This window comes from Micromonospora sp. NBC_01740 (assembly GCF_035920365.1).
In the GTDB taxonomy this organism is placed as follows: Bacteria; Actinomycetota; Actinomycetes; order Mycobacteriales; family Micromonosporaceae; genus Micromonospora; species Micromonospora reichwaldensis.
Genome location: NZ_CP109150.1, coordinates 1,123,457 through 1,135,931 on the forward strand (window position 1 = coordinate 1,123,457; position 12,475 = coordinate 1,135,931).

11 protein-coding genes and 1 pseudogene are annotated in these 12,475 nt (G+C 74.2%); 7 read left to right on the plus strand and 5 right to left on the minus strand.

The features are described from left to right. Positions 1-36: 36 nt before the first annotated feature. The 5 genes from OG989_RS05365 to OG989_RS05385 all read right to left on the minus strand — a co-directional run bounded on the left by OG989_RS05365 (position 37) and on the right by OG989_RS05385 (position 4,318). A complete protein-coding gene (locus OG989_RS05365) occupies positions 37-729 on the minus strand; it encodes an NUDIX hydrolase (RefSeq protein WP_151455805.1) in 693 nt (230 codons plus the stop codon). 70 nt (positions 730-799) lie between these two features. Continuing rightward, positions 800-1,423 (minus strand): TlpA family protein disulfide reductase, encoded by a 624-nt coding sequence (locus tag OG989_RS05370; RefSeq protein ID WP_327031115.1) that lies wholly within the window; start codon positions 1,421-1,423, stop codon positions 800-802. Between the two features lie 162 nt (positions 1,424-1,585). Next, positions 1,586-2,374 carry an endonuclease III gene (gene nth / locus OG989_RS05375; RefSeq protein WP_151455804.1) on the minus strand — a complete coding sequence of 263 codons (789 nt, stop codon included), beginning with the start codon at positions 2,372-2,374 and terminating at the stop codon, positions 1,586-1,588. Positions 2,375-2,435: 61 nt separating this feature from the next. Beyond that, positions 2,436-3,599: a CapA family protein gene (locus OG989_RS05380; protein ID WP_327029851.1), complete on the minus strand. Its 1,164-nt coding sequence runs from the start codon at positions 3,597-3,599 to the stop codon at positions 2,436-2,438. A 56-nt stretch (positions 3,600-3,655) separates the two neighbouring features. Further along, on the minus strand, positions 3,656-4,318 hold the full coding sequence (locus OG989_RS05385; protein ID WP_327029852.1) for an adenosylcobinamide amidohydrolase: 663 nt from the start codon (positions 4,316-4,318) through the stop codon (positions 3,656-3,658). Positions 4,319-4,535: 217 nt separating this feature from the next. Between OG989_RS05385 and OG989_RS05390 the strand changes: the two genes are divergently transcribed. The 7 genes and pseudogenes from OG989_RS05390 to OG989_RS05420 all read left to right on the plus strand — a co-directional run bounded on the left by OG989_RS05390 (position 4,536) and on the right by OG989_RS05420 (position 12,460). Continuing rightward, positions 4,536-5,213, plus strand: a complete 678-nt coding sequence (locus OG989_RS05390) for a Crp/Fnr family transcriptional regulator (protein ID WP_089003062.1) — start codon at positions 4,536-4,538, stop codon at positions 5,211-5,213. A gap of 85 nt (positions 5,214-5,298) precedes the next feature. Beyond that, entirely contained in the window at positions 5,299-6,042 is a 744-nt protein-coding gene (locus tag OG989_RS05395) for a metallophosphoesterase family protein (RefSeq protein WP_327029853.1), read from the plus strand. Positions 6,043-6,407: 365 nt separating this feature from the next. Beyond that, complete coding sequence (locus OG989_RS05400; protein ID WP_327029854.1) at positions 6,408-7,010, plus strand: TetR/AcrR family transcriptional regulator; 603 nt, start codon at positions 6,408-6,410, stop codon at positions 7,008-7,010. Positions 7,011-7,063: 53 nt separating this feature from the next. Further along, positions 7,064-7,843: pseudogene (locus tag OG989_RS05405) on the plus strand (TIGR03084 family metal-binding protein); the annotation flags it as partial. Between the two features lie 89 nt (positions 7,844-7,932). Continuing rightward, positions 7,933-9,726: an acyclic terpene utilization AtuA family protein gene (locus tag OG989_RS05410; protein WP_327029855.1), complete on the plus strand. Its 1,794-nt coding sequence runs from the start codon at positions 7,933-7,935 to the stop codon at positions 9,724-9,726. Continuing rightward, the gene (locus tag OG989_RS05415; RefSeq protein ID WP_327029856.1) at positions 9,723-10,862 is read left to right on the plus strand and encodes an acyl-CoA dehydrogenase family protein; all 1,140 of its coding nucleotides are present in this window, start codon (positions 9,723-9,725) and stop codon (positions 10,860-10,862) included. Before OG989_RS05410 ends, OG989_RS05415 begins: the two co-directional genes overlap by 4 nt. Next, positions 10,859-12,460 (plus strand): acyl-CoA carboxylase subunit beta, encoded by a 1,602-nt coding sequence (locus tag OG989_RS05420; protein WP_327029857.1) that lies wholly within the window; start codon positions 10,859-10,861, stop codon positions 12,458-12,460. The genes OG989_RS05415 and OG989_RS05420 overlap by 4 nt, the downstream gene beginning before the upstream one ends. The last annotated feature ends 15 nt before the right edge of the window (positions 12,461-12,475 follow it).

The following is a 12,475-nucleotide window of genomic DNA, read 5'->3' on the forward strand; positions in this document are numbered from 1 at the left end:
CGAGATGACCATCGCTTGCGGAAGGTGACCGTCCGGTCAGCGCACCGGGGTCTCGTCGACCGCGTCGGTGCCGGCCGAGGGCGCCGGGGTGGCCCCGGTCGGCGGCAGGTCCACGACCCGGTCGCGGGGCCACGGCCGGGCCCAGCCGCCCATGTCGAGCAGGGCGGCCAGCACCCCGGCGGTGAAGCCCCAGACCAGCATCCCGCGCGCCGAGAAGGCCGGGCCGATCCAGCCGCTCGGGTGGCGGACCCGCATCCGGTTCGCCGGGTCGACCAGCTCGGCGACCGGCAGCCGGGCCACGTGCGCCACCTCGGCCGGCTCCCGGGGATGCACCGGGTGCGGCGCGTGCCACCAGGCGAGCACCGGGGTGACCACGAAGTCGCTGACCGGGATCCAGAGCTTCGGCAGCTCCGCCAGGACGGTGACGCTGGTCGGGTCGAGGCCGACCTCCTCGTTCGCCTCGCGCAGCGCGGTCGCCCGGGCGTCGGCGTCCTCCGGGTCGGCCGCGCCGCCGGGGAAGGCGGGCTGCCCCGCGTGGTTGCGCAGGGTGGCCGCCCGCTGGAGGATCAGCACGTCCGGGCCGGCGCCGGGCTCCTCGCCGAGCAGCACCAGCACCGCGCTCTCCCGCCCCCCGCTCTCCGGGGTGACCAGCCGGGTGAAGTCCTCGCTGCGCGCACTACCGAGCCGGGTCAGCAGCGGGTCGAACCAGCCCGGCGGACGCCGGTTCACGCCGACACTCCCGCGTCCTGCCGGTGGCCCGTGCCCGCACCCCCGCGCCCCGTCGCGCGTGTCGGACGGCTCACGCCGGCACCGTCACGCCGAGGTGCTGGCGGACCAGGTCCGCCAGCCGGGCGTCGTCGAGGGCGCCGCTGGAGTCCACGTGCCGGATGCGGCCCTGCCCGTCGACGAAGACGGTCAGGGGGATGGCCTTGCGGTTCAGCTCCCGCTTCAGGCGCTCACCCTGGTCGACCAGGACCGGGAAGCGGACGCCGAAGTCCTCGCCGATGGCCTGGGCCGCCTCGCGGCCGTCCTGGTTGTTGACCCCGACCACCTGGAGCTGGCCGGCGGCCCGCTGGCTGAGCCGCTGGAAGGCGGGCAGTTCCTTGCGGCAGGGCGGGCACCAGGACGCCCAGACGTTGATCACCGCCGGGCCGCGCAGGGCGCGCAGGGCGACCGGGGCGCCGCCGGTGAAGCAGTTCAGGGTCAGCTCGGGCAACGCCTGGCCCCCGCCCCCGGCCGGGGCGGCGGGTGCGGCGGACGCGGGCGGCGTACCGAGGGCGGAGCAGTCCTGGAAGGGCGACGGCCGGCTCGCGGCGGCCTTCTGCCGGTCGGTGGGGCCCGGGTCCTTCTCCTCGGTGCCGGCGGTGCACCCCGCGACGGCCAGCAGCACGGGTACGAGCAGGGCGACGAGCCGGCGCTTCACCGGTCGCGACTGCGGGGCTCGCAACACCGGCTCACTCCTCGCGCTCATCGGTTCACCGTGGTTCGCGACTGCGGGGCTCGCAAGACCGGCTCACTCCTCGCGCTCACGGCGATACCTCGGTTCGCGACTGCGGGGCTCGCAACACCGGCTCACTCCTCGCGCTCACGGGGCCTCCGCCACGACGGCCTGGACCGGCACCAGCTCCGGGTCGACCCCGGCCGCCACCGCCAGGTCCCGGGCCCGGGGGCCCTTGAGCAGCTTCGCGGCCGCCGCCGGCTCGGTCGGGCCGGTGCCGTACGACGGGCACAGCTTCACCAGGGTGCACGCCCCGCAGGCCGGCTTGCGGGCGTGGCAGACCCGCCGGCCGTGGAAGATGATCCGGTGCGACAGCATGGTCCAGTCGCGCCGGGGGAAGAGCGCCCCGATCGCGTGCTCGATCTTGACGGGGTCGGTCTCGGCGGTCAGCCGCCAGCGCTGGACCAGCCGCTGGAAGTGGGTGTCGACGGTGATCCCGGGGACGTCGAAGGCGTTGCCGAGGATGACGTTGGCGGTCTTGCGGCCGATGCCGGGGAGCGTCACCAGGTCGGCGAGCTTGCCGGGGACCCGGCCGTCGTACCGCTCCACGAGGGCCTGGCCGAGCTTGATCAGCGAGTCGGTCTTGTTGCGGTAGAAGCCGGTGGGCCGGATCAGCTCCTCCAGCTCCGTCCGGTCCGCCCCCGCGTAGTCGGCCGCGCTCGGGTAGCGGGCGAAGAGCTTCGGGGTGACCTCGTTGACCTTCTTGTCCGTGCACTGCGCGGAGAGGATCGTCGCGACGGCCAGCTCCAGGGCGTTGGAGTGGTCCAGTTCACAGTGCGCGTCAGGGTGGGTGTCGGTCAGCGCCCGGCCGATCCGCCGGGCGCGACGGGTGCGCCCGAGGTCGGTCTCGGTGAAGCCGGAGGAACTCGTGGTCACGCCGGCCAGCCTACGTCGCCCGGCCGACGGTCGGCCGGGTCCACGCGCCGTGCCGCCCCGGTCAGCCGCCCTGCGGCGCGCTGATCGCGCCCGAGTCGTCGAAGTCGGCCCCGGTCTCCGGGAAGTCGCTCTTGGTGAGCTGCTTCATCAGGCCCAGCCCGCGGTCGTCCTTGTCCATGGTCGGCTTGCCGATGGAGTTCATGTACGTGGAGACGAACGAGCCGCCGGCCCAGCTCCCGTCCGGCTTCAGCGAGACCTTCAGCACCCCGCCCCAGCCGAGCCGGCCGGCGTTGCTCAGCGAGTTGCCTCCGCCGGCGAAGTTGCCCAGGCTGTACGCGATCAGCCGGCCCTTGTAGAACTCCATGCCGCGCAGCACGTGCGGGCCGTGCCCGACGATCAGGTCCGCCCCGGCGTCGATCATCGCCTTCGAGAACTTGACCGGGTCGCCCCGGTTCTCGCCGAGGAACATCTCGGTGCCGGGCCGCACCCGCGTCTTCTCGGAGCCCTCGCCGCCCATGTGCACCTGCACCACCACGATGTCGGCCATGCCGGCCGCCTTGGTGATCACCTTCTTCGCGGCGGCGATGTCGGTGAGGCTGTTGGACCAGACGTACGACGAGAAGCCGGCAACCGCGACCTTGACCCCCTTGACGTCGACCACCGTGATCTGGTCGGGCGCCCCGGTGTGCGCGAGGTCGTACTTCTCCAGCGCCTTCTGGGTGTTCTCGTAGCCCCTCGGCCCGAAGTCGTAGCCGTGGTTGTTGGCCTGGTTGAGCAGGTCGAAGCCCGCGTCGCGCAGGTGCGCGGCGTACTCCGGCGGGGCCCGGAACTGGAAGCAGCGGGTCGAGTTCGGGCCGCACTTGCCGGTGCCGGTGTCGACGGTGAGCGGCTCCTCCAGGTTGCCCATCACCAGGTCGGCGGCGAGCGCCTTCTCGACCGAGTCGAAGAAGCCCTTCCCGCCGTTGGGGGGCAGCCGGTTCGGCGCGTTGCCCATGATGATGTCGCCGGTCGCCGAGAGCGAGATCGCCTGCTCGGCGGGCTGGGTGGTGCTCGTGGGCTCGCCGGAGCGGACCGGGGCGCCGGTGTTGCCGCCGCCCGCGCCGGGCTGCCAGACCGCGTCGGACCCGGACCCGGGACCTCCACAGCCGGCGGTGAGCAGGACGGCGAGGAGTCCGCCGAGGGCGAGTGCGGCCCGGCGACGCGGAGAGGAGGCGGCAGCGTACATCGAGCGCGACCTTATCGGCTGGGCAACGCCGAAACGAGGGCCGATCGGACGGAGTCTCAGCCCGCCAGTCGGTCCGACCACGGGACCACGGTGCCCGCCCCGCCGGCCGTCACGGCGGCGTGCACGGCCCGGGCCAGCGGGGCGCCCCAGGTGGAGCGCGGTCCGCCGTACGCCGACTCGGGCCCGTCGACCGGGCAGAGCACGGTGACCGCGTCCGTCGGGGTGCCGGTACCCGGCACGCCCAACTCGGCGATCGCCTGCGCCTTCGCCTCGGTGGCGGTGGCCACCGCGTTGACGAGGGCGGCGTCGCCGAGCCGCGCCGGGACGTACACCACGATGTTGACGGTGCCGACCCGCTGGGCCAGCGCCGCGGGGGCGGGCTCCGCCGCCCGGACCGGGGTGCCCAGGCCGACCGTCGCCCAGGCCCGCACGCCGGTGTCCGTCCGGGCGACCACCTCGGCGACGTCCACCCCGGTCAGCAGGCCCACCCCGGGCCCGTCGAGGTCGAGCCGGTCGGCCAGTTCGGCCAGGTGTTCGGCGGGGTCGTCCCGGTCGTACGACATGGGCACGGTCGCGTTGACGACCCAGTGCCGGACGCCGATCCCGCCGCCCAGCGGCGCGGAACTGACCGCGCGCAGCGGGCGGTCGGCGCGCCAGAACAGCAGCGGGACGTCCCGACCGTCCTCCTGGCGGGCGGTCAGCACGGGTTCACTCAGCACGTGGTGACCCTACGACCCGGGTGTCGGGGGCCGGATCGGCGTCCGGGAGGGCGCGCGATTTTACTGCTTGATCAGGCCCGGCAGGTTACGCCCAACGATCAAGTTTCCAGGGGTGCACCTCTGATTGCTGCTCACGTGCGCCTAGACTGGCGACGCGCGAGGGATCAGCGGACGGCGGACCCGGCCGACGGACGGCACGCGCAGGCGGAGGTGCGCGATGGACGAGGTACTGGCCCGCAGCGGGATCTTCCAGGGCGTCGACCCGGAGGCTGCCGAGGCGCTCGCCAAGGAGATGGAGACGCTCGAGGTCCGCAAGGGCGAGATCGTCTTCAACGAGGGCGAGCCCGGCGACAGTCTCTACATCCTGCTGTCCGGCAAGATCAAGGTGGGTCGGCGGGCTGCCGACGGCCGGCAGAACCTGATCGCGGTGATGGGCCCGTCGGACATGGTGGGCGAGCTGTCGCTCTTCGACCCCGGCCCCCGCACGGCGACCGCTACCGCGGTGACCGACACCCGGCTGGTGCGGCTGCGCAAGCAGGCCCTGCGCCCGTGGCTGAACAACCGGCCGGAGATCGCCGAGCAGCTGCTCCGCGTGCTCGCGCGCCGGCTGCGGCGGACGAACGACTCGCTGGCCGACCTGATCTTCACGGACGTGCCCGGCCGCGTCGCCAAGAACCTGCTCCAGATGGCCGGCCGCTTCGGCACCCGCGACGGCGGCGTGCTGCGGGTGACCCACGACCTCACCCAGGAGGAGATCGCCCAGCTCGTCGGCGCCTCCCGGGAGACCGTCAACAAGGCGCTGGCCGACTTCGCCTCGCGTGGGTGGCTGCGCCTGGACGGCAAGAGCATCATCATCCTCGACCCGGAGCGCCTGGCCCGCCGCGCCCGCGTCTGACGCACCCGGCTGATCTGCCCCGGGCTCTGTCTGCCCGGGGCAGAATCGTTGGACACCGGCACGGGCCGGTGGGCACGGTGGAGCGATGCTGAACCGGGTCGCCGTTCTCTCCGACATCCATGGTGCGCTGCCGGCGCTGGAGGCCGTGCTGGCCGAGCCGGACGTCGCCGCCGCCGACCTGATCGTGCTCACCGGCGACATCGCGGCCGGCCCGCAGCCGGTCGAGGTGCTGGACCTGCTCGCCGACCTCGGCGACCGGGCCTGCTGGGTGCGCGGCAACGCCGACCGTGAGCTGGTGGAGGCCCGGGCCGGGCACCTCTCTCCGGTCGACGTCTCCAACTGGGCGGCCGAGCTGCTGCGCGACGACCAGCTGGCCCGGTTGGCGGCGCTGCCGCTGACGGTCACCCTGGAGATCGCCGGCCTCGGTCCGGTGTTGTTCTGCCACGCCACCCCCCGCGACGACGAGGAGGTCGTGCTCGTCGACTCCCGGATGGAACGCTGGGCGGAGGTGCTCGCCGACGTCCCCGCCGAGGTGGGAACGGTGGTCTGCGGGCACACCCACATGCCGTTCACCCGGCTGGCCGACCGCCGGCTGATCGTCAACCCGGGCAGCATCGGGATGCCCTACGGCGGCCCCGGCGCCTTCTGGGCGCTCCTCGGGCCCGGCGTGGACCTGCGGCGTACCCCCTTCGACGTGGACGCCGCCTGCGCCCGGGTGGCGGCCGAGTCGGGCTTTCCCGACGCCGCCGACTGGGCGGACGAGTACCTGCGCTCCCGACACAGCGACGCCGCGGCCCTCGCGGTCTTCGCCCCGCGCGACGGCCGCTGAGGACGGCGGGACGAGGGACGCGGAGGGCGACGGGACGAGGGACGCGGAGGATGAACGGAGGAAGAACCCGGCCACCGCCCTGTCGAACTGAATCGCCTACGACATCAGAGGAATCCGGCGCCGCGTCTCTGCGGTCGCCGCAGGAAGGCGCGGTCGCGTGAGTCGTCTACGACATCAGTTCGACAGGGCCGCGTAGGTCATCCGCCGCCCTGCCCGGCGCCCTGCCCGCCACGCTGTCCGCGGGCCATCGCGGTGGCGCGGATGGCGGGCTTGCAAGCACCGGGACCGGCGAGGCATGCGGTCGAGTCGCCCGCCGAGAAAAAGTCAGTCTTGACTGTTTGTTTCTGCGGCGGCACGCTGTCTCCATGTCCGCATCGACCCGCGTCCCTCAGCAGGAACGCAGCCGCGCCACCCAGGCGCGGCTGCTGGAGGCGACCGTCGAGTGCCTGGTCGAGCACGGCTGGTCCGGCACCACCACCACCGTCGTCGCAGCCCGGGCCGGCGTCTCGCGCGGCGCCCAGCTGCACCACTACCCCACCAAGGCCGCGCTGGTCACGGCCGCCGTCGCCCACCTCGCGGAGCGGCGGGCGGAGGAGCTGCGCACCGAGGCCGAGGCGCTGCCGCCCGGCCCCCAGCGGCTCGACCGGGTGATCGACCTGCTCGGCGCGGCCTTCACCGGCCCGCTCTTCGTCGCCGCCCTCGAACTCTGGGTCGCCGCGCGCACCGACCGGGAGCTGCGCGAGGCCCTGGTGCCGCTGGAGGCCCGGGTCGGCCGCGAGATGCACCGGCTCACCGTCGCGCTGCTCGACGTGGACGAACGCCGTCCGGGCGTACGCGAGGCGGTGCAGGCGACCCTCGACCTGCTCCGCGGGCTCGGGGTGGCCAACCTGCTCAACGACGATTCGTCCCGCCGCGCCGCCCTGCTGCACACCTGGAAGCGCCAGCTCGCCACCCTGCTCACCCCCTGACCGCCCGCCCCGACCGGCCCGCCCTGGCCGCCCGCCCAGCCCCCGGAGGCACCATGGTCGACCTCAAGGACCTGCTCGCGGACCTGGCCGACGAATCCCAGCAGCTCGACGACCTGGTGACCGGCCCGCCGACCGACTGGGAGCGCGCCACGCCGTCCCCGGGCTGGAGCGTCGGGCACCAGATCGCCCACCTCGCCTGGACCGACCACGTCGCACTGCTCGCCGCCACCGACGCCGAGGCGTTCCTCGCCGTCGTGCTCGCCGCCCCCGACCCGGCCCGGCTCGTCGATGTCGGAGTGGCGGAGTTCCTCGCCCCGCCGAGCGGGTTGCTTCCCCGCTGGCGGGCCGGCCGGGCGGCGCTCGCCGACGCGTTGGCACGCGTGCCGGCGGGCGGGAAGCTGCCCTGGTTCGGCACCCGGATGTCGGCCGCCTCGATGGCCACCGCTCGGATCATGGAGACCTGGGCGCACGGCACGGACGTGGCCGACGCGCTCGGCGTGACCCGCCCCGGCACGGCCCGACTGCGGCACGTGGCGCACCTCGGCTTCCGTACCCTCGGCCACAGCTTCGCCGCCCACGGCCGGCCGGTGCCCACGGCGCCGGTGCGGGTCGAGCTGGCGGCGCCGGACGGCGACACCTGGGCGTACGGCCCGGCCGACGCCGCCGACCGGGTCACCGGTCCCGCGCTCGACTTCTGCCTGCTGGTCACCCAGCGGAGGCACCGCGCGGACCTGGCGCTGGCGGCGACCGGCCCGGTCGCCGACGCCTGGCTGGACGTCGCGCAGGCCTTCGCCGGCCCACCGGGTCCCGGCCGCCCGCCGACGGCTCCCGCACCCGACACAGCCGACGCGGCCAACACGACCGACGCGGTCCCCGCTGCCGGGGCGGCCGGCTGGACCGGCGTGGCGGGCGGGGTGCCGGCGTGAGCGACGTGCTGCGGGTGGGCAACGCCTCCGGCTTCTACGGTGACCGGTTCACGGCGTGGCGGGAGATGCTCGACGGCGGCGAAGTGGACGTGCTGACCGGCGACTACCTCGCCGAGCTGACCATGCTGATCCTCGGCCGGGACCGGCTGCGCGACCCCTCCCTCGGCTACGCGAAGACCTTCCTCCGCCAGCTGGAGGGCTGCCTCGGCACGGCGCTCGACCGGGGCGTACGGATCGTGACAAACGCCGGCGGGCTGAACCCGGCCGGCCTGGCCGCCGCCATCGGGTCCCTCGCCGACCGGCTCGGCCTGACCGTCCGGGTCGGGTACGTCGAGGGCGACGCCCTCGCCCGCCCGGACGCGCTGACGGCGAACGCCTACCTGGGGGCGTACGGCATCGCGGCCTGCCTCGACGGCGGGGCGGACGTGGTGGTCACCGGCCGGGTGACCGACGCGTCACTGGTGGTCGGGCCGGCGATCGCCCGGTTCGGCTGGGGGCGCGACGACCTGTACGCGCTGGCCGGGGCGACCGTCGCCGGTCACCTGGTCGAGTGCGGGGCGCAGGTGACCGGGGGCAACTTCAGCTTCTTCACGGAGCTGCCCGACGGCGGGCGGCGCCCCGGCTTCCCGGTCGCCGAGCTGCACCCCGACGGCTCCTGTGTGATCACGAAGCACCCGGGCACGGGCGGCGCGGTCACCGTGGAGACGGTCACCGCCCAGCTGCTCTACGAGGTCGGCGGCCCGGCCTACCTCGGGCCGGACGTGGTGACCCGGCTGGACACGGTCACCCTGAGCGCCGACGGGCCGGACCGGGTACGGGTGAGCGGCGTCCGGGGTACGCCCCCGCCAGCCACGCTCAAGGTGGGCGTCAACAACCTCGGCGGCTTCCGCAACTCGATGACCTTCGTCCTGTGCGGGCTCGACATCCCCGCCAAGGCGGCCCTGGTGCGGAGCCAGGTCGAGGCGGCGGTCGGCACGGAAGGGCTGGCGTTCACCCTGGCCCGCACCGACCACGCCGACGCGGTCGACACCGAGGCGGCGAGCGCGCTGCTGCACGTACACCTGCGCGACGGCGACAAGGCGCGGGCCGGGCGGGCCTTCTCGGCCGCCGCGGTGGAACTGGCCCTGGCCTCCTACCCCGGCTGCACGCTGACCACGCTGCCGGGCGACGCGACGCCCTACGGGGTGTTCACCGCCGACTCCGTGCCGCAGGACGCGGTGCCGCACGTCGCGGTGCTCCCCTCCGGCGAGCGGGTGTCGATCCCGCCGCCGGCGCGGACCGCCGGCCCGCCCGACGAGCCGGGATCCCCCGCCGGCCCGCCTGATGCAACGACACCCGACAGACCGACACCCGACGCAACGGCGTCCGACGGGACGGCGCCCGACGGGACGGCCCCGGCGGCCGACCGGCCCGTCCGGCGCGCGCCGCTCGGCGAGCTGGTCGGGGCGCGCTCCGGCGACAAGGGCGGCGACGCCAACCTCGGCGTCTGGGCCCGCACGGACGCCACCTGGCGGTGGCTGCGCGGCTGGCTGACTACCGCGCGGCTGCGCGAGCTGCTGCCGGAGACCGCGCCGCTGACCGTGGAGCGGTACGAGCTGCCGAACCTGCGGGCCGTCAACTTCGTCGTCCGGGGCCTCCTCGGCCAGGGGGTGGCGGCCTCCACCCGGTTCGATCCGCAGGCCAAGGCGCTCGGCGAGCTGCTCCGGTCCCGGCTCGTCGACCTGCCGGCGGAACTCACGCCCGGCCCGGACTCCCCGGCCGTAGGCGCGACGCCCCGGGAGGGCCGATGACCATCGTGGACACGCCGGAGCGCCGGCAACTGCGGGAGCTGACCCGGGCCTTCGTCACCCGGGAGGTGCTGCCGCACCTGGACGACTGGGAGCGGGCCGGCGAGATCCCCCGGGAACTGCACGCCACCGCCGCCAAGCTCGGCCTGCTCGGCATCGGCTTCCCGGAATCGGTCGGCGGCAGCGGGGGCGACCTGCTCGACTCGGTCATCGTCACCGAGGAGATCATCCGCTCCGGCGGCTCGTCCGGGCTGATCGCGGCGCTGTTCACCCACGGCATCGCCCTGCCGCACATCGTCGCCTCCGGCGACGCGGAGCTGATCGACCGGTACGTCCGGCCCACGCTGGCCGGCACCATGATCGGCGCGTTGGCGATCACCGAACCGGACGGCGGCTCGGACGTGGCGAGCATCCGCAGCCACGCCCAGCGCGACGGCGACCACTACGTGGTCAACGGGTCGAAGACCTACATCACCAGCGGCGTACGGGCCGACTTCGTGACCACCGCCGTCTGCACCCTGCCGCCGGGCACCGGCGCCCTGACCCTGCTGGTGATCGACAAGGGCACGCCAGGCTTCACGGTCGGGCGTCGGCTGGAGAAGCTCGGCTGGCACTGCTCCGACACCGCCGAGCTGTCCTTCGTCGACGTCCGGGTGCCGGTGGCGAACCGGGTCGGTGCGGAGGACACCGCCTTCCTGGCGATCATGCAGAACTTCGCCGCGGAGCGGCTCTCCCTCGCCACCCAGGCGTACGCCATCGCGCAGCGTTCCGTGGAGCTGGCGGTGCGCTGGTGCCGGGACCGGTCCACGTTCGGCCGCCCCCTGGCGAGCCGGCAACTGATCCGGCACCGGCTGGCCGAGATGCACACCCGCACCGAGGCGGCCCGCGCGTACGTGCACCAGGTGGCGGCCCGGGTGGCGGCGGGCGAGCCGGTGGTGACCGAGGTGGCGATGGCGAAGAACGTCGCGGTGGCCGCCTGCGCCGAGGTGGTCGACCAGGCGCTCCAGTTGCACGGCGGCTACGGCTACCTGCGCGACGCCGAGGTGGAGCGGCACTACCGCGACGCCCGGATCCTCGGCATCGGCGGCGGCACCACCGAGATCATGAACGAGATCATCGCGAAGGGCATGGGCCTATGACGACACTGCGCAGCGCGGTCGACGCGTCCTCGCCGGGGTACCGCGCCAACCGGGAGGCCCTGCTGGAGCGCCTCGCCGAGCTGGAGACGGCCCTCGACCAGGCCCGCGCCGGCGGCGGCGAGAAGTACGTGGCCCGGCACCACAAGCGGGGCAAGCTGCTCCCCCGGGAGCGGATCGAACTGCTGCTCGACCCGGACAGCCCGTTCCTGGAGCTGTCGCCGGTGGCGGCGTACGGCACCGACTTTCCCGTCGGCGCCAGCGTGGTGACCGGCATCGGCGTCGTCGAGGGCGTCGAGTGCCTCATCGTCGCGAACGATCCGACGGTACGCGGCGGCGCGGTGAACCCGTGGTCGCTGGCGAAGACCCGCCGGGCGGGCGAGATCGCCCTGGCCAACCGCCTGCCGATGGTGAACCTGGTCGAGTCGGCGGGCGCGGACCTGCCCACCCAGGCGGAGATCTTCATCCCGGGCGGGCGGGTGTTCCGCGACCTGACCCGGCTCTCGGCCGCGAAGATCCCCACGGTCAGCGTGGTCTTCGGCAACGCCACCGCCGGGGGCGCGTACGTGCCGGGGATGTCCGACCACGTGATCATGATCCGGGACCGGTCGCAGGTCTACCTGGCCGGGCCGCCGCTGGTGAAGATGGCCACCGGCGAGGTCACCGACGACGAGTCCCTCGGCGGGGCCGCCATGCACGCGAGCACGTCCGGCCTGGCCGACTTCCTCGCCGAGGACGAGCCCGACGGCATCCGGCTCGCCCGGCAGTGCGTACGCCGGCTGAACCGGCGCAAGCAGGGCCCGCCGCCGCGCAACCCGTTCCCGGCTCCGCCGAAGTACGACCCGGAGGAGCTGCTCGGCATCGCCAGCGCCGACCTGAAGGTGCCGTTCGACCCGCGCGAGGTGCTGGCCCGGGTGCTCGACGGCAGCGAGTTCGACGAGTTCAAGCCGGCCTACGGCACCGCCCTGGTGACCGGCTGGGGCGAGCTGCACGGCTATCCCGTCGGGGTGCTGGCCAACGCGCGGGGCGTGCTGTTCAGCGAGGAGGCGCAGAAGGCGGCCCAGTTCATCCAGCTCGCCAACGCCGCCGACACCCCGCTGATCTTCCTCCAGAACACCACCGGCTACATGGTCGGCACCGAGTACGAGCAGCGCGGCATCATCAAGCACGGCGCCCTGATGATCAACGCGGTGTCGAACTCGACCGTGCCGCACCTGACGGTCAACCTGGGCGCCTCCTACGGCGCCGGCAACTACGGCATGTGCGGGCGGGCGTACGAGCCGAGGTTCCTCTTCACCTGGCCGAACGCCAAATCGGCGGTGATGGGGCCGGCGCAGCTCGCGGGCGTGCTGTCCATCGTGGCCCGGCAGGCCGCCGCCGCCCGGGGCTGGGACTACGACGAGGACTCCGACGCCGCGATGCGGATGATGGTCGAGCAGCAGATCGAGTCGCAGTCCGGCGCGCTCTTCCTCTCCGGCCGGCTCTACGACGACGGGGTGATCGACCCCCGCGACACCCGTACCGTCCTCGGGCTCTGCCTGTCGGCGATCCACACCGGACCAGTCAGGGGCGCCGACGGCTTCGGCGTCTTCCGCATGTGAGCGCGAGGAACGCAG